The sequence below is a fragment of the Flavobacterium sp. SM15 genome (assembly GCF_022012335.1).
Lineage (GTDB): Bacteria > Bacteroidota > Bacteroidia > Flavobacteriales > Flavobacteriaceae > Flavobacterium.
Genome location: NZ_JAKLTO010000002.1, coordinates 253,491 through 271,193 on the forward strand (window position 1 = coordinate 253,491; position 17,703 = coordinate 271,193).

A 17,703-nucleotide genomic window follows, 5' to 3' on the forward strand; every position below is an offset into this window, starting at 1 on the left:
TTATTTCTTTTTAGTGGTCGTTTTTTTAGCTGTAGTTTTTTTGGCTGCCGTTTTTTTTGCAGGCGCTTTTTTCTCGATAAGTTCTTTCACTTGCTCTAAGGTCATTTTTGCTGCATCAACGTCTTTACTTAATTCGATTTTGATTTTTCCTTTCAGAATTACCGAACGACCCCAACGTGCTTTTTCCACACGAATTCCTTCGTCTTCCCAATTATGAATCACCTTATCGATGTCTTTTTGCAATTTATCTTCAATTAATTCCGTGATGTCGGATTGTGATAAATTATCGAAATTGTATTTTTTACTTACGTTGATAAAAATGCTGTTCCATTTAATGAACGGACCAAAACGTCCCACACCTTTTTGAACTTCCATCCCTTTATACACAGCGATCGGTGCGTCGGCTTGTTCTTTTTCCTGAATAAGTTCTGCCGCACGTTCAAAAGTCACATCCAGAGGTTCTTCCCCTTTTGGTAATGAAATAAACGTTTTACCAAAACGAACATAGGGACCAAAACGTCCGTTGTTCACTTCCACTTCTTCTCCTTTATAAGTACCTAATATTTTTGGAAGCAAGAATAAATTTAGTGCTTCTTCTAAAGTGATGCTTCCAATATTCTGTTCCGGACGTAAACTTGCAAATTGCTTGTTTTCCTCATCGATGTCTCCAATCTGAGCCATCGGTCCGAATTTCCCTAAACGAACAGAAACTTGTTTTCCCGATTTCGGATCTACTCCCAAAATACGTTCTCCGGTTTCTCTTTCAGCAGTAGTTTCAACCTTAGAGACAATTGGATGGAAATGATTGTAAAAATCGTTCATCATTTTCGCCCATTCAATATTTCCTTCGGCGATTTCGTCAAAATCCTGCTCTACTTTAGCAGTGAAATTGTAATCCAAAATCGTTTCGAAGTTTTTCACAAGGAAATCATTAACAATGATTCCAATATCGGTCGGAACCAATTTCCCTTTATCGGAACCAACATTTTCTTTCAGCTCCTGTGCTTTTATTTCCGAATTCTTCAAAGTAAGCATTTGATACTTACGCTCCTGCCCTTCAAAGTTTCCTTTTTCTACATAATTTCTATTGATGATGGTCGAAATGGTTGGCGCATAGGTAGACGGGCGTCCAATTCCTAATTCCTCCAATTTCTTAACCAAAGCTGCTTCGGTATAACGAGCAGCGGGTCTCGTAAAACGTTCCGTTGCCGTAATATAGTTATTAGCAAGCTTCTCGTTTACTTTTAAAGCTGGCAACATCCCTTCTTGTTCCTCTTCTTCGTCATCATGTCCTTCCAGATACACTTTTAAGAATCCTTCAAACTTGATTACTTCACCTGTTGCAGCAAAAAGTTCTTTATGATTATTTGCTTCGATTTTCACATTGGTGCGCTCCAATTGCGCATCGCTCATTTGGGAAGCCAAGGTTCTTTTCCAGATCAAATCATACAAACGCGCCTGATCACGATCAATATCCACCGAATGACGCGACATATCCGTTGGACGAATTGCCTCGTGCGCCTCTTGTGCCCCTTTAGATTTGGTAGCGTAATTTCTAGGTTTACTGAATTCTTTACCATAAGATTTGATGATTTCCGCTTCTGCAGCCGCCATCGCTTCGTTGGAAAGGTTCACGCTATCCGTTCTCATATAGGTGATTAATCCCGCTTCGTACAAACGCTGGGCCATCATCATCGTAACACCTACCGGGAAATACAACTTACGCGCTGCTTCCTGCTGTAAGGTTGACGTGGTAAATGGTGCTGCAGGAGATTTTTTTGTCGGTTTGGTCTCTAAATCCGACACCTTATATATAGAACCTATATTTTGTTTTAAGAAATTTTCCGCTTCTTTTTGGGTTGCAAAGTTTTTAGGCAATTTAGCTTTGAAGCTTTTACCGGCTTCGTTGGTAAATTCCGCAGTTACACTATAAGATGCTTCTGCTTTGAAATTCTGAATTTCTCGTTCGCGTTCTACAATCAAACGAACCGAAACCGATTGTACTCGTCCGGCAGACAATCCTCCTTTTACTTTTTTCCAAAGCACTGGTGACAGTTCATAACCTACTAAACGGTCTAATACTCTTCGTGCCTGTTGGGCATTTACTAAATTATAATCGATTCCACGCGGATTTTCAATTGCTTTCTGAATAGCCGTTTTAGTAATCTCATGAAAAACAATTCGTTTGGTCTTGCTCTGATCCAGTTTCAACTCTTCCGCCAAGTGCCATGCAATAGCCTCTCCCTCGCGGTCTTCATCGGAAGCCAACCAAACGGTTTCGGCCGATTTAGACAAATCCTTAAGTTTTTTTACCAACGCTTTTTTATCGGAGGAAACTTCATATTTCGGTTTGAAATTATTATTCACATCCACTCCGATTTCCTTAGACGGAAGATCCGCAATATGTCCATAACTGGATTCTACCTGATATTCTTTCCCCAGGAATTTCTCGATGGTTTTTGCCTTTGCCGGCGACTCAACGATTACTAAATTCTTTGCCATTTACTCTTTATTTGAACCGCAAAAGTATAGGAATTTTTTAAATATTGCGTTTTTGTTAATTTTAAAAGTCAATTTTACCGACAAGTGGAAAATATACCTATATAATATATAGGTAGAAAATTGCAATCAAAATGTTAAACAAATCTGCCATCTTGTCATAAAGTCAAATTTAGTATTATCTTTGCGAACTGATTTTTACACTTTGAAGTGATTTATGGAAAAGATTATCGAAGAAAACAAGCAAGGTACCAGCCTTGTAATGGAACAGAAAACGGAAAACCAAAAAAAGCTTTTCATTGAGAGCTACGGCTGTCAGATGAATTTCTCCGACAGCGAGATCGTGGCTTCCATTTTGGCGAATGAAGGATACAACACTACTCAGAATCTTGAAGAAGCTGATTTGGTATTGGTAAATACTTGTTCCATTCGCGATAAAGCAGAACAGACCGTTCGTAAACGTTTGGAGCAATATAACGCGATTAAAAAAATCAATCCCGGAATGAAAGTTGGCGTTTTAGGCTGTATGGCTGAACGTTTGAAAAGTAAGTTCCTTGAGGAAGAAAAAATCGTGGACATGGTTGTTGGACCAGATGCCTACAAAGACATTCCGAATCTTTTAAAAGATGTGGATGAAGGCCGTGATGCCATCAATGTAATTCTATCCAAAGACGAAACGTATGGTGATATTTCTCCTGTTCGTTTACAAAGTAACGGAGTAACCGCATTTGTTTCCATCACTCGTGGTTGTGATAATATGTGTACATTTTGCGTGGTTCCTTTTACACGCGGACGTGAGCGCAGCCGTGATCCGCAATCTATTTTAGAGGAAATTCAGGATTTATGGAACCGAGGTTTTAAAGAAATCACCTTATTAGGGCAAAATGTAGACAGTTACCTTTGGTACGGTGGCGGTTTGAAAAAAGATTTCGAAAAAGCAACCGAAATGCAAAAGGCAACCGCAGTAGATTTCGCTCAGTTGTTAGACACTTGCGCAACTCAGTTTCCAAAAATGCGTTTTCGTTTCTCGACTTCTAACCCGCAAGACATGCATGTGGAAGTGATTGAAGTAATGGCTAAACACCACAACATCTGTAAATACATCCACTTACCGGTACAATCGGGAAGCACAAGAATTTTAAAAGAAATGAACCGCCAGCACACCCGCGAAGAGTACATGGCGCTTGTTGATAAAATTTACGAAATCATTCCGGATATTTCCTTGTCACAAGATATGATTTCCGGTTTTCCTACTGAAACAGAAGAAGACCACCAGGATACTTTAAGTTTGATGAAGCATGTGAAATACGATTTCGGATTCATGTTTGCTTACTCGGAAAGACCAGGTACTTTGGCCGCTCGAAAAATGGAAGATGATGTTCCGGAAGAAGTAAAGAAACGCCGTTTGAATGAAATCATTGATTTGCAACAAAAAACATCTTTAGAGCGCGCGCAGCGTTTTATCGGACAAACCGTTGAAATTTTGGTTGAAAAAGAATCCAAACGTTCCGATGCACACTGGAGCGGAAGAAACTCTCAAAATACGGTAGCGGTTTTCCCTAAAGAAAATTACAAACCGGGCGATTTCGTCTTGGTAAAAATCAGCGATTGTACTTCGGCAACTCTTATAGGTGAAGCTATAGGATATGCGACCGAAATGCAAAGCTAAATCACTAAACAAACAGAACTTATAAAGTAAGTTCATAAGATATAATGGAATCTGTTCAAGCCATAAAACAACGTTTTGAGATCATCGGAAACGATGCAAAACTCAACCGCGCCATTGAAAAAGCCATTCAAGTGGCCCCTACCGATATTTCCGTATTGGTAACGGGAGAAAGTGGTGTTGGTAAAGAAAGTATTCCGAAAATCATTCATTCGCTTTCCCACAGAAAACACGGAAAATACATTGCTGTAAACTGTGGAGCGATTCCGGAAGGAACCATAGACAGTGAATTGTTCGGACATGAAAAAGGATCGTTTACCGGAGCCACTTCCACTCGCGAGGGTTATTTTGAAGTAGCCGATGGCGGAACGATTTTCTTAGATGAAGTTGGAGAATTACCACTAACCACTCAAGTACGCTTACTGCGTGTTTTGGAAAACGGAGAATTCATCAAAGTAGGTTCCTCTCAAGTTCAAAAAACCAACGTACGCATTGTGGCAGCCACCAACGTCCAAATGCAGGAGGCAATTGAAAAAGGAAAATTCCGTGAAGATTTGTACTATCGTTTAAGTACGGTTGAAATCGGATTACCTCCACTTCGCGACAGAAAAGATGACATTCATTTACTGTTTCGAAAATTTGCTTCTGATTTTGCCCACAAATACAAAATGCCCCCAATCAAACTGGAGGACAATGCCGTTGAGTACCTTATAAAATACCGTTGGAGCGGAAACATCCGTCAGTTGCGCAACGTAGCCGAACAAATCTCAGTTTTGGAAACCAACCGCGATATCTCCCTCAACACTTTAGCCTCCTATTTACCTTTAGAAGGTACTAATTTACCTTCCGTAATTGGTAAAAAAACGGAAAGTGATTTCAGTTCTGAAAGGGAAATCCTCTACAAAATCCTTTTCGATATGAAGAGTGATTTGAACGACTTGAAAAAACTGACGCTGGATTTAATGCAAAGCGGCAACATCAAAAATGTTCAGGAAACCAACAAAAATCTGATCCAGCGCATTTACGGCCAAAAAGAAGAAACTGAAATTCCTTTTGAAGAACCTTCGCTAAATGCAATTCCGGTTCAAAACCAAGAGCACCTTCAGGAAGAATTTGAAGATGAAGACGATCAGAATTATCTTTTTGCAGAAACCGTTGAAGAGGAAGACTCACTTCGTTTAGACGAAAAAGAAATCGAACTCATTAAAAAAGCCTTGGAGCGCAACAAAGGAAAACGAAAAGCCGCAGCGGACGAATTGGGAATTTCCGAAAGAACACTTTACAGAAAGATAAAACAATTTGATTTATAGTATATTTGGATTTTAAAATCAGATGAAACACATAAAATACCTTCTTGCCTTATTGGTTTTCGTTAGCTTAAACAGCTGTTCGTACTATAATTTTACGGGAGCAAAACCGGTTAATGCAAAAACCTTTCAGGTAAATTACTTTCAAAATAACGCCGCGCTTATCGAACCGGGAATTGAACGAACCTTTACCCTTGAATTGCAAAAAATCCTTCAAAACCAGACCAATCTGAACTTAACTAATTCGGGTGGTGATTTGGTTTACGAAGGCGAAATTACCGATTACCGCATTACGCCAATGACCGCTACTGCCGATCAACAAGCAGCACAAAACCGCTTGTCAATAACCGTAAATGTTCGTTTTTCCAACAGAAACAAACCGGAAGACGACTTCGAGAAACGCTTTTCGTTCTACCATGACTTTTCCGGATCGGAACAGCTTGTTGGCTCAAGACTTACCGATGCTTTAGACGAGATATTTACCAGAATCACTCAAGATATTTTCAATGCTTCGTTAGCCAAATGGTAAACAGTATTTTGTAAATTAAACCGATCAATTTGAACGTAACTGATTTGACATACCTGATTAACAAACCTGATTCAATAAACGGGAAGCAAACCATTGAACTGGAAACAGTTTTAATGGAATTTCCTTATTTTCAGGCCGCAAGAGCATTGCACCTGAAAGGACTTTTCAACCAGAACAGTTTTCGTTACAATCAGGAATTGAAAAAAACCGCGGCCTACACAACCGACCGTAGCGTTCTTTTCGAATTCATCACATCGGAAGGTTTTACCTCAATTCAGCAATCCTTTTTAGAGGAAAAAGAAGCTGCGATCAATGACATCATTGTCAATCAGTACAAAATTGTAGTTTCGGATAAAATCGAAGTACAGCCGAAAATAAACCCTTTGGAACAATCCATTCTTTCTTCCATTCAAATTGCGGAACCCGAAATTCCCACAGAAGAGGAAAAACCAATTGCTAAACCTATCGAAATTAAAGACGAACCCGTTTTTACTTCCGAGAACATTCCAACGATTGAAGAAAAACTTGAAATTGGCAAACCGCTTGAATTTTCAAAAGAGGAAAAACACTCATTCCAGGAATGGCTGCAATTGGCAAAATTCAGCCCGATTGATCGTGAAAACAAACCAATTGAGCCGGAAATCGATCAGGAAAAACAGAAAAAAATTGATTTGATTGATAAATTCATAGAGAGCAATCCTAAAATTGTTCCGGTAAAAAATGCTCCGGTAACCCCTATTAATATTGAGAAATCTACTCAAGACAACACTTACTTGATGACCGAAACTTTAGCCAAAGTATATCTTGAGCAAAAAAAATATCAGAAAGCCATACAAGCTTATGAAATTTTAATTTTGAAATATCCAGAAAAAAGTAGTTTCTTTGCAGACCGAATTTCGGATATTAGACTTTTACAGCAAAATAATAATTAAAGATTTAAGAATATGTTTTCAATTTTTTTAGTGTTAATCACAATCGTATGTTTTTTACTTGTAGTAGTAGTTATGGTACAAAACCCTAAAGGAGGCGGTTTATCTTCTTCTATCGGTGGATCACAAATGATGGGTGGTGTACAGAAAACAAATGATTTCTTAGACAAGAGCACTTGGACTTTAGCAGGTACACTAATTGCCTTAATCTTATTATCAAGCTTAAGCTTCACAGGAACTTTAAGCGACAATGGTTCTAAATTAATCGACAATTCTGCTGCAGCTCCGGCTCCAACAACAGCTCCGGCTCCAGCAGCAACTGATGCTAAAAAAGAAACTCCAGCTACAACTGATGCGGCACAACCTGCTGCAACGGAAGAAGCAAAAAAATAACAACAAGCATTAGCTTTTTAAAATGCCAGCCTGTCAGTGCTGGCATTTTTATTTAGTAAATTTGTCAGTTTAAAGGTCTTGGCATAATTTCTGAAAAAAAACAAGACATCAAATTAATAATAACATAAAGCATATAATTATGGCATTAAAAATCAAACCTCTTTCAGACCGTGTTCTTGTGGAACCTGCTGCTGCAGAAACACAAACCGCTTCGGGAATTATCATTCCTGATACTGCTAAAGAAAAACCGCAAAAAGGAACAGTTGTAGCTGTTGGAAACGGCACTAAAGACCACACCATGACGGTTAAAGTTGGCGATACGGTTCTTTACGGAAAATATGCCGGTACCGATTTGAAATTTGAAGGAAAAGATTATTTAATCATGCGTGAGGACGACATCCTTGCAATTATCTAAAACAAACAAAAATGGCAAAAGATATTAAATTCGACATTGAAGCACGCGATGGTTTAAAACGCGGTGTGGACGCATTGGCCAATGCTGTAAAAGTAACTTTAGGCCCTAAAGGACGTAATGTAATCATCTCTAAATCTTTCGGAGCGCCAACCGTTACTAAAGACGGGGTTTCTGTTGCAAAAGAAGTAGAATTGAAAGACGCTCTGGAAAATATGGGCGCGCAAATGGTAAAAGAAGTGGCTTCCAAAACCAACGATTTAGCCGGTGACGGAACAACCACTGCAACCGTTTTAGCACAAGCCATCGTTAAAGAAGGCTTGAAAAACGTTGCTGCAGGTGCTAATCCAATGGATTTAAAACGCGGAATCGACAAAGCTGTTGAAGCCATCGTTACCGATTTAGGAAAACAAGCCAAAGAAGTAGGTTCGTCTACCGACAAAATCAAACAAGTAGCTTCGATTTCTGCCAACAATGATGATGTAATTGGAGATTTGATCGCAACTGCTTTTGGAAAAGTAGGCAAAGAAGGAGTAATCACTGTGGAAGAAGCAAAAGGAACGGATACTTACGTTGATGTGGTAGAAGGAATGCAATTCGACAGAGGATATTTATCACCATACTTCGTAACCAATACGGAGAAAATGGAAGTGGAATTAGAGCGCCCTTACATTTTACTATACGACAAAAAAGTATCTTCATTAAAAGAATTACTTCCAATTTTAGAACCGGTAGCACAATCAGGGAAACCATTATTGATCATCGCTGAAGATGTTGATGGAGAAGCCTTATCAACACTAGTAGTCAATAAATTACGTGGTGCGTTGAAAATCGCAGCGGTAAAAGCCCCAGGGTTCGGAGACCGAAGAAAAGCCATGTTGGAAGATATCGCAATCCTAACCGGTGGAATCGTTATTTCTGAAGAAAGCGGATACAACCTAGAAAACGCAACGTTGGAAATGTTGGGAACTTCTGAAAAAGTAACCATCGACAAAGACAATACAACCATCGTAAACGGAGCCGGTGAAGCGGATTTAATCAAAAACCGTGTAAACCAAATCAAAGCTCAGATGGAATCTACAACTTCCGATTACGACCGCGAAAAATTACAGGAACGCCTAGCTAAATTGGCTGGTGGAGTAGCTGTTCTTTACGTTGGCGCTGCTTCTGAAGTAGAAATGAAAGAGAAAAAAGACCGCGTAGACGACGCTTTACACGCAACAAGAGCTGCCGTTGAAGAAGGAATCGTTGCCGGAGGTGGTGTCGCGTTATTAAGAGCTAAAAAAGTACTTGACAAAGTAAAAGCGGATAATGCTGACGAGGCAACCGGAATTCAAATTGTGGCTCGTGCCGTAGAAGCGCCTTTAAGAACTATCGTTGAAAACGCAGGCTTAGAAGGTTCAGTAGTTGTTGCTAAAGTTTCGGAAGGAAAAGACAACTTCGGATACAATGCTAAGACTGACGAATATGTAGACATGCTAAAAGCAGGAGTTATCGATCCGAAAAAAGTAACCCGTGTAGCTTTAGAAAACGCGGCTTCAGTTTCAGGAATGATTTTAACTACGGAATGCGCTTTAGTGGAAATTAAAGAAGAAAATGCCGGAGGCGGAATGCCAATGGGCGGTGGAATGCCGGGAATGATGTAATTTCATCAAACTATATACAACGAAAAAACCCCGAAAGTAACTTTCGGGGTTTTCTTTTACACTTTCTTTTTATACCAGTCGAAAGTGGTTAGGTACGAAATTCGAACCGTTGGATTACTTTCCTGAATTGTATTTCCATAATTCCAGATATTTTGATGAATATAAGACAACTGTAACTGGTGCTGCGAATTGAAATTGTAACCAAGACCGGCAATAACACGATTTTGGTTAAACAACGTCTTTCCGGCATTCGAACCAATATTTAAGAACATTTCATCTCCTAAAAACCCGGACAACTTCGTTTGATTGTCTTTTTTCAACAAAGGATAGTTTACCAAAAACATATAACGAAGACGATTTCTGTACTCGTAACGATCGATTTCATAATCCGCGGAAACAGCATCGTATTTAGCAATTCCCACAAATCGATTTTCGTCGCGCAAGCGGTGGGTGAGTTTAAAATCACCGGAATTGTGGATATAAGTTCCCTGAATCCAGACATGATCTTCCGGAATATCGGTCTTATTCATCGCCGGATCCCCATAAGAATAGGTATTGTAATGGCTGTAACCAATACTACCCGCAAACTTTTTTGTAAACTGATACTCTATCGAAGGGCGCACAAACCACTGCTGTTTTTCTGAGAAACCGTCAGCATAACGCATCGTCGCTTCAAAAGTAAGGGACAATTTTTCGTTCAACTTATTTTTGCCTACATAATGAAACCAAACATCATTATTTTGGCTTTTGACAGCTTGTGCATTAAGAGAAAACACTGAAAGAACGCAGAGTAAAAGAACTAAAAAATTAGGCTTATACAACATCACTATTGATTTAAGAGATTATCACTTTTACAAAAATATCCTCGACCGAAGAAACCACCATAAAAAAATCCGCCTTTAAGACGGATTTAACATTCTAATTTCTATCGTACTGGCAACACCCGTGAAGACTGTTGTACTCGGCTTCGGTTGCTTTTACCTCTTTAGTATCGTGACCTGCTTTTGCAATTGCTTTGGATACATCTGTGGAAGAACATTTCTGCTCGTTATACACCAAATGCAACATTTGATCATCCGAATGCCACACTGCAGATTTCACTCCAGGAACAGAATACGCTGCTTTTTCAATGCGCTTTTTACACATTTCGCAGTTGCCTTTTACCTCAACATCGACTTTAGCGTTTTTGTTCTTTTTTTCTTGTGCCTGAACTGCAAATCCGAAAAGGGAAACTAACAGCACTATTATTATTTTTCTCATTTTATATTGATTTTAAAGTTGGTTATTTAATTTTATAACGGATGCCCGCATAATACATCTGCCCGAAAACTGGTGCATAGATCATTGAACTATCAAAATACGGACCAAACGGATCGTTAGACCCCAAGATAGCATTTTTTTGTTTGTAATTTCCAATATTCTCCCCTCCTACGTATGCTTCAAAAAAACTTGAAAAAGTTCTTGTAATTTGCGTATTCATCACTGAAAAAGGATTCGAGAACTCTTTTAAACGATACGGCTCCGGATTGGAATTCGTGTTAGGCAAACGCTGTTTTCCCATCCAATTGTAGGTAAAATCGAATTTCCATTGCTGACCTTTTTCTTTGATGTGCGTTTCGTAAGCCAAATTGGTAAAGAAACGGTGTTTCGCCTGCAACGGTCGCTCCAAAGTTCCACTTAAATAATCTGTACGGATATCGTAGAATTTATAAGCGGTACGAACAGTTAAATGCGTCATCAAATCTACATTGAAATCAATCTGTAAACTATTGGCAAACGATTTTCCGTCTAAATTATGAAACACCACCTGCTGCGGGCTGTAATCCAAATCCACAACGGCCTGATTCTGAAAATCGGTACGGTAATAATCAAAAGCGATTTCCGATTTTTTCCCGAACAACTGAAAACTCTGCGAAAAGCTCAAACCGTAATTCCAGGCAATCTCCGGATCCAAACCATAAATTTTCCCATCACTATTTAACACCGAAAAAGCTCTTGAAGTCGCAAAAAGATTCTGGTTTTCGGCAAAGATGTTCGCACTGCGTTTTCCTCGACCCACCGAAGCTCTAATCACCGCTTTTTCCCAAGGATTATAACGTACGTGGATTCTCGGAGTAAAAAAAGCGCCTAAGCGGTTGTGCAAATCAAAACGTCCTCCAGCAACCAAACTAAAATTAGTGGTATTATCGTAAGTATATTCGAAGAATGCCCCAACCGAATTATCGCGACGACTAACATCTACCGGAAGTCCAACCTTTACAAATTCGTTATAATCGTCGGAAGTAAAATTCAAACCGGTTGCGAATTTATTTAAAGTATTGCTGATAATCGAGTTGTAAATAAGGTTCGAATAAAAACTGTTCTGTTGGATGTTGTACTGGTTCAAGCCGAAATACGATTCCTGCTTATGATAATTGAAGGAATTTTGAAAACCGATACTTTTCCAGGGTGTATCCGGAAACACAAACCCAATTTTCGAAGACATTTCCAATTTATCGGTATTAATTTCCGAACCCCAATGATTGGTCGTCAATTTATCTCGGTCTTTATCGAAGTCTTTCTGACCGGTTTGCTTTTCGTCTTTCATATAACGAACGTTCAGAAAACTCACCCAGCCTTTTTCCAGATTATTATACTGCCAACGGTTCATTACATTGATCTGTTTCCCAAGCGGATTGTCTAAAAAACCGTCATTGTTCATATCGTTTTTAGAAACACGTGTATTTCCGTGCACAAATAAACTGCTGCTTAACTTATCCGTTATTTTTTTGTTGAAATGTGTGTTGAGCTCAAAACGGCTGTCCGTCGAACCATAAGCATTCAAATAAAAAGGAATATCGTTAGCCGGCTTGATCAGTTCGGTATTGATTTGCCCGGAAATGCTTTCGTAGCCGTTTACCACACTTCCCGCGCCTTTTGTAATCTGAATGCTTTCCACCCAAGTTCCCGGAATGAACGACAAACCGTAAGCTTGAGATGCTCCGCGAACCGAAGGAATATTTTCTTCCGCTATTAAAATATAAGGACTGGTTAGTCCTAGCATCTTAATTTGCTTGCTTCCGGAAATGGCATCGGAAAAATTTACGTCGATGGACGGATTGGTTTCAAAACTCTCGGAAAGATTACAACAAGCCGCTTTCAGCAATTCTTTACTGCTCATGGTTTGTGTATTGAGTGTTTTCACATAAGAACGTTGAAGAGAATTGCGCTTAGCGTTCACCACAACTCCTTCCAAAGCTTTAGCCGCCTTTAACTGAACCGTGATGGTTTTAGATTCATGCACCATCACCATTTGGCTTTCATACCCTACATAACTGATCGTGATTTGGTGACTGCCCGGATTCATGGGTAATTCAAAATACCCTTTATCGTTGGTAGTTGTCCCTACAGTAGAATCGTTCCATTGTACTGTTGCACCCAGTAATGGGTTGTTTTTTTCGTCGGTTACGGTTCCCGACACTTTTTCCTGAGCTGATGCAACCTGAGCCATCAACACAAGAAAAAACATAAAATATTTATACATGATTTTTGTTTTAATGTTTTCAATAGAAGTTCACTCCGAAGTGATTCAGAGTTGGAAAAAACATTAAAACTGGTCGTAGAAAATATACTGGCAATAGAGTTTGTAGAGCGGCGGCGCATTGCTCCAACAATAAAATGACGGAGCGTCACCTTTAACTTCAACGTGTTCGATTGCTTCAAATGCAATTGGTTTCCAAGCATCGATAAACGTAAAAGCGGCTAAATCAAGCTGAAAACTTTTTACGATTACTTCGTCGGAAATCGATTTTTTTAGGTCGATTTTATCGTTTGAACAACAACTGTCGTGTTCGTTAGAAGTAGCACAACAAGTATCTTCTTGCTCTACTTTCTGCTCCACACAGGGTTCGTATTTCTTATAATCCAATGAAACACCGGCCAGTTCACCACCGCAATAATGCACATTAAAGGCCAAACCAACATTGGAAACCAATATCAGCATCGCCAGTACAAAACTTATGTGCTTATTTATTTTCATCTTTTATAAAAAACGAGTCAAAAATAAAGCTTTTTCTTAAATCAAAACCAAAAATACTGTTAATTGATTTCCACCTCTTGTTGTTGATAAGGAATTTCACAACGTAACTGATACTTTTCCTCAATCACATTTTTCAAGGTTCTCAAAGCTTCCGTTTCCCCGTGAACCAGAAAAACCGTCTCCGGTTTTTGCTCTAATTCCGACAACCACTCCAACAAATCCTTTTGATCGCCATGCGCAGAAAGCCCCTCGATTTCGACAATTTTCGCTTCCACTGGATAGTATTTTCCATAAATTTTCAATTCTTTTTCGCCCTCGAGCAGTTTTCTACCTCGTGTTCCTTCCGCTTGATACCCCACAATTACAACAGTTGTTTCCGGTCTAACTATATAACGTTCGAGATAACTCAACACCCTCCCGCCGGTTAACATTCCGCTGGCTGCGATTACTACTTTAGGCTGATCGTCGTAAATAGCCGCAATGGTATCTTCGTATTCCGTAATCATTGAGAATATTTTACACATTTCCTCACATTGGTCGATACGGAGTTTGTGCCATTGTCGGTTTTCCGTAAAAAGCTGAAGCATCTCAATCCCCATCGGCGTATCGATTATATAAGGCATATCCGGAATTCTACCTTCTTTTTTTAGTTGCCAGATCAAGTACATGACTGCCTGCGCCCGTTCGACCGCAAAACTCGGAATCACCACATTGCCGCCTTTTTCAAAAGCTTCGTTTATGTATTCGGCCAATTCTTCTTTAGGATCGTTATCCGGATGAAGCTTATTACCGTAGGTGGATTCCAGAAATACATAATCGGCTTGTTTGGGTTTTATGGCCGGAAAAAGCAAATCATCATTATCGCGACCGATGTCTCCGGAGAAAACCAGTTTCTTGCCTTCGAGAGTCAGTTCAATGGAACAAGCTCCCAAAATATGACCGGCGTAAAAATATCGAGCGGTGATTTCAGCATCCAAATTAAATTCCTGATCTTTTTGAATCACTCTGAAATACGGAAGCACTTTTTCGGCTTCTTCCACCGTATACAAAGGTTCAGCAGGATTGTGTTTGGAATAATGCTCTTTGTTGGCGCGTTCGGCTTCTTCTTCCTGAATTTTAGCGCTGTCCATCAGAATCAATTGAGTGATCGCTTTGGAAGGGCTCGTACAATAAATCTTTCCTTCAAATCCTTGGTTTACCAAAATCGGCAACCAGCCACAATGATCCAAATGTCCGTGGGTAAGCAACACAAAATCAATCGTGGAAGGCAACACCGGAAGCGGTTCCCAGTTTTGTTGCCGCAATTCGTGACCGCCTTGAAACAATCCGCAATCAATCAAAATACGAATACCACCCGATTCAACTAAAGTTTTGGAACCGGTTACCGTTCCCGCAGCACCTAAAAATTGTATTTTCATGGTTTAATCTTTAAAAATGGAACAATTATTTCCGACATAGTCGCACAAATCCGAGGCTTCTCTAATAATATTCTTGATGCGATTGTGATTAATCCCGATATCCGAGAGCAATTCACTGTTATCCACCAAATCGGATGCTAAAAGAACCTCACGGATAAGCAATTTTTCTTTTTCGTATTGAGTTAAAGTAGTCAGGCAGGTAACGGGATACAATCCGTTTTCTTCGATTTTGTATTTCAGACACTCTTTGGCCGGAAAATCCCAGCTTACCATTTTCAAATTGGAACAGGTTCCGAATTGGATCGCTTCTGAGGTAAAACGATTGTTGGTAATCACCCAGCATTTGCTAATAGTGTCGTCCTGACTGAAAACGGAATGAGTTTTTCCTCTTAAATCATTATAGCGGGAAAGGATGTACATTGGGATTTTAACATCGGATTTGATATCATTGGTACTATGAAACTTACATTCCACCATAGCAATGGCGCCAGCTTTTTTAACCATTACATCAATTTCATGGGAAACGCATTTTCCGTTAAGGATGACATTGGTTTTGGTTGCAAAATCTTCAGTTCGAAAAAGTAAGGCAATGTACTTTTCGAAAAAAAAACCGGCTGGTCCTAAGGCCTGTACTGCTGCTTTTAAATTGTAACGCGCTGCATGTACTTTGGATGTTTTTTTTAGGAGTTGAAAGGCCATTTTGTAAATTTTACGCGTTGGCATTCCATCGTAGATTTCCCTTTCGATGATGTTGAGGATATCGTCGATTTTTTCGCTTTTTGCTCCTGAAAGCTGAAGGGAATTGCGAAGTTTTTCCCGATCAAAATGAACGATATCTCCAGATTGCTTGATAACTTTCATAGTTCGAACCTTTGTTTAAAGGTACGAAATTATTTTCAGGAAACTTTTCTCTGATAATAAAAGGCCGGAAGAAACACCAAAAGGAACAACGGCTGAATCAAAAACCTTCTCAGGTAAAACAAGGTCATAAAATCGGGCTTTTCGGAAAGATTCAAAACACCAAAAAAAGCACCAATCAAGATGCAGAAGAGAAAAACATACAGTAATCCTGCAAATTTCACCAAATTCAAATCTTCAAAAACCACATACACAATTATCAGAGATACAATTGTATTGACCAAATAACGAAATGACAATCCTAAAAACAGCTGCCATCCATCGTACTTCGGAAGCGGGGCGTTCTGAAATTCTCCTTTAAAAAAACTCAAAAAAGGATCAAAAAATAATTCAGCTTCAAAAAAACGAACTATTGCCAAAAGTGAAACCAAAAGGATTACCCAGAAGATTTTAGCTTTATTTTTTAGTATCACTTTTCTCATAACCAAAAAATTTATAAAGCCATAAAAACCAAAGCGCGAAAACCACCGAATAAATCACCAACGGAAAGATCACCCCGTGTAGCAAGTGTTCATACTTCGGATAATTGTAAAGTGCCATCGCCAAAAGTGCAATTCGTAAAATATTTAGCAAATGAATAACAAAACAGCCAATCAATATATATAGTATTGTTTTCATCCATTTTGCAGAGAACGCAAAAATAAACGAAGCGAATAAGATCATAACACTAACCGCGTTGCAGCCTTCAATAATGCGCGCCACAAACTTCCCTTTATAAATTAGATTTATACAAGGTTCATAAATATTGGCATTAACTTCCGCTTCCTTACCCAGAAAAACCAAAACATCTTTGGATTGCTCACCCACTATTTCAGTAAAAGTATCCACTTCAAGTAAAGCTGCATCAAACTGATTAAGATACACCTTATAGCCAATACTGAGAATTGCATAAAGTGTAAAAAATTTTATCAGAAAAATAAAAAAGGGCTTGTATTGCAGCAAGAGGTTTTTCACAAAATTCATTTTAACAAAAATATAAAAATTAAAAGACAGCGATTGAATACTTTTGCATAAAACTAAAAAACATGAACTTTCAAGAATTACAACCAAAAGTTATCGAAATACTTTCCGCTAGTGGAATTTCGCGAGAAGAGAAACTAAAAAATCTTTGCCAGCTCTTAACCGACCAAATTGATTATTACAATTGGGTTGGATTTTATTTTGCAAACCATGATACCAAAACTTTGCATTTAGGACCTTATGTGGGAGCTGAAACCGACCACACGGTAATCCCTTTCGGAAAAGGAATTTGCGGACAGGTTGCAGAATCCAACGCTAACTTTGTGGTTCCGGATGTTAAGGCTCAGGACAATTATATCGCTTGCAGTCTAACGGTAAAATCAGAAATCGTGGTTCCTTTATTTGTAAACGGGGTAAATATTGGTCAAATTGATATTGACAGCCATGTGATTGACCCCTTCACAGAGGCAGACGAACGCTTTTTAGAATTTGTAAATCAGGAAGTTGCAAAACTTTTTTAAGCAAGTTTTCTTATTTTATTTGTGATTCTGAAAAATAAAGTTACCTTTGCACCCGTATTGAGATCGTCTCAATTTACATAATAATCATTTTAATAATATTAGCATGTACTTAACTAAAGAAGTTAAAGCAGAAATCTTCGCTAAACACGGAGGAGCAGCAGCCAACACTGGTTCTGCAGAAGGTCAAATCGCGTTATTCACATTCAGAATTTCTCACTTGACTGAGCACTTGAAAAAAAATCGTCACGATTTCAACACAGAGCGCTCACTAGTTTTATTAGTAGGTAAAAGAAGAAGCCTTCTTGACTACTTAAAGAAAAAAGATATCAACAGATATCGTGCGATTATCAAAGAATTAAACATCAGAAAATAATCATGAAGAAGAGGTGCCTGCGCGCCTCTTTTTGTTTTGTATATTTAGACAGAAAAAAGTTTGGTTTTTCATTGGGTATTAGACAACTACAACAACACACAACAACACAACTAG

18 protein-coding genes are annotated in these 17,703 nt (G+C 38.9%); 9 read left to right on the forward strand and 9 right to left on the reverse strand.

The window, feature by feature from the left end; genetic code table 11:
• Window positions 1-2,502: a type I DNA topoisomerase gene (gene topA / locus LZZ90_RS04030; RefSeq protein ID WP_237789404.1), complete on the reverse strand. Its 2,502-nt coding sequence runs from the start codon at window positions 2,500-2,502 to the stop codon at window positions 1-3.
• Between the two features lie 214 nt (window positions 2,503-2,716).
• Between topA and miaB the strand changes: the two genes are divergently transcribed.
• The 7 genes from miaB to groL all read left to right on the forward strand — a co-directional run bounded on the left by miaB (window position 2,717) and on the right by groL (window position 9,381).
• A complete protein-coding gene (gene miaB, locus LZZ90_RS04035; RefSeq protein ID WP_237789405.1) occupies window positions 2,717-4,168 on the forward strand; it encodes a tRNA (N6-isopentenyl adenosine(37)-C2)-methylthiotransferase MiaB in 1,452 nt (483 codons plus the stop codon).
• A 44-nt stretch (window positions 4,169-4,212) separates the two neighbouring features.
• Window positions 4,213-5,475 carry a sigma 54-interacting transcriptional regulator gene (locus tag LZZ90_RS04040; RefSeq protein ID WP_237789406.1) on the forward strand — a complete coding sequence of 421 codons (1,263 nt, stop codon included), beginning with the start codon at window positions 4,213-4,215 and terminating at the stop codon, window positions 5,473-5,475.
• Window positions 5,476-5,497: 22 nt separating this feature from the next.
• Window positions 5,498-6,001 (forward strand): LptE family protein, encoded by a 504-nt coding sequence (locus tag LZZ90_RS04045; protein WP_237789407.1) that lies wholly within the window; start codon window positions 5,498-5,500, stop codon window positions 5,999-6,001.
• Window positions 6,002-6,030: 29 nt separating this feature from the next.
• Entirely contained in the window at window positions 6,031-6,933 is a 903-nt protein-coding gene (locus tag LZZ90_RS04050; protein ID WP_237789408.1) for a tetratricopeptide repeat protein, read from the forward strand.
• 12 nt (window positions 6,934-6,945) lie between these two features.
• Window positions 6,946-7,323, forward strand: coding sequence for a preprotein translocase subunit SecG (secG, locus tag LZZ90_RS04055; protein ID WP_237789409.1), 378 nt, complete (start codon window positions 6,946-6,948; stop codon window positions 7,321-7,323).
• Window positions 7,324-7,462: 139 nt separating this feature from the next.
• Entirely contained in the window at window positions 7,463-7,738 is a 276-nt protein-coding gene (gene groES, locus LZZ90_RS04060) for a co-chaperone GroES (protein WP_237789410.1), read from the forward strand.
• Window positions 7,739-7,749: 11 nt separating this feature from the next.
• A complete protein-coding gene (gene groL / locus LZZ90_RS04065) occupies window positions 7,750-9,381 on the forward strand; it encodes a chaperonin GroEL (RefSeq protein ID WP_237789411.1) in 1,632 nt (543 codons plus the stop codon).
• Window positions 9,382-9,437: 56 nt separating this feature from the next.
• On the opposite strand, the gene LZZ90_RS04070 is transcribed toward groL, so the two are convergent.
• The 8 genes from LZZ90_RS04070 to xrtF form a co-directional block, all read right to left on the reverse strand.
• Window positions 9,438-10,205 (reverse strand): DUF2490 domain-containing protein, encoded by a 768-nt coding sequence (locus tag LZZ90_RS04070; protein WP_255702314.1) that lies wholly within the window; start codon window positions 10,203-10,205, stop codon window positions 9,438-9,440.
• Window positions 10,206-10,299: 94 nt separating this feature from the next.
• On the reverse strand, window positions 10,300-10,641 hold the full coding sequence (locus tag LZZ90_RS04075) for a heavy-metal-associated domain-containing protein (RefSeq protein ID WP_237789413.1): 342 nt from the start codon (window positions 10,639-10,641) through the stop codon (window positions 10,300-10,302).
• A 22-nt stretch (window positions 10,642-10,663) separates the two neighbouring features.
• Window positions 10,664-12,904, reverse strand: a complete 2,241-nt coding sequence (locus LZZ90_RS04080) for a TonB-dependent receptor (protein WP_237789414.1) — start codon at window positions 12,902-12,904, stop codon at window positions 10,664-10,666.
• A gap of 63 nt (window positions 12,905-12,967) precedes the next feature.
• Window positions 12,968-13,399: a hypothetical protein gene (locus LZZ90_RS04085; RefSeq protein WP_237789415.1), complete on the reverse strand. Its 432-nt coding sequence runs from the start codon at window positions 13,397-13,399 to the stop codon at window positions 12,968-12,970.
• A 59-nt stretch (window positions 13,400-13,458) separates the two neighbouring features.
• Complete coding sequence (locus LZZ90_RS04090) at window positions 13,459-14,817, reverse strand: MBL fold metallo-hydrolase (protein ID WP_237789416.1); 1,359 nt, start codon at window positions 14,815-14,817, stop codon at window positions 13,459-13,461.
• A 3-nt stretch (window positions 14,818-14,820) separates the two neighbouring features.
• Window positions 14,821-15,678 (reverse strand): ATP cone domain-containing protein, encoded by an 858-nt coding sequence (locus LZZ90_RS04095; protein ID WP_237789417.1) that lies wholly within the window; start codon window positions 15,676-15,678, stop codon window positions 14,821-14,823.
• 35 nt (window positions 15,679-15,713) lie between these two features.
• Window positions 15,714-16,157 (reverse strand): exosortase F system-associated protein, encoded by a 444-nt coding sequence (locus tag LZZ90_RS04100; RefSeq protein WP_237789418.1) that lies wholly within the window; start codon window positions 16,155-16,157, stop codon window positions 15,714-15,716.
• Window positions 16,132-16,698 carry an exosortase family protein XrtF gene (gene xrtF, locus LZZ90_RS04105; RefSeq protein WP_237789419.1) on the reverse strand — a complete coding sequence of 189 codons (567 nt, stop codon included), beginning with the start codon at window positions 16,696-16,698 and terminating at the stop codon, window positions 16,132-16,134. The genes LZZ90_RS04100 and xrtF overlap by 26 nt, the downstream gene beginning before the upstream one ends.
• Window positions 16,699-16,760: 62 nt before the next feature.
• On the opposite strand from xrtF, the gene LZZ90_RS04110 reads away from it, so the two are divergent.
• Window positions 16,761-17,216 (forward strand): GAF domain-containing protein, encoded by a 456-nt coding sequence (locus tag LZZ90_RS04110; protein WP_237789420.1) that lies wholly within the window; start codon window positions 16,761-16,763, stop codon window positions 17,214-17,216.
• A gap of 103 nt (window positions 17,217-17,319) precedes the next feature.
• Entirely contained in the window at window positions 17,320-17,589 is a 270-nt protein-coding gene (rpsO, locus tag LZZ90_RS04115) for a 30S ribosomal protein S15 (protein WP_237789421.1), read from the forward strand.
• Window positions 17,590-17,703 lie beyond the last annotated feature (114 nt).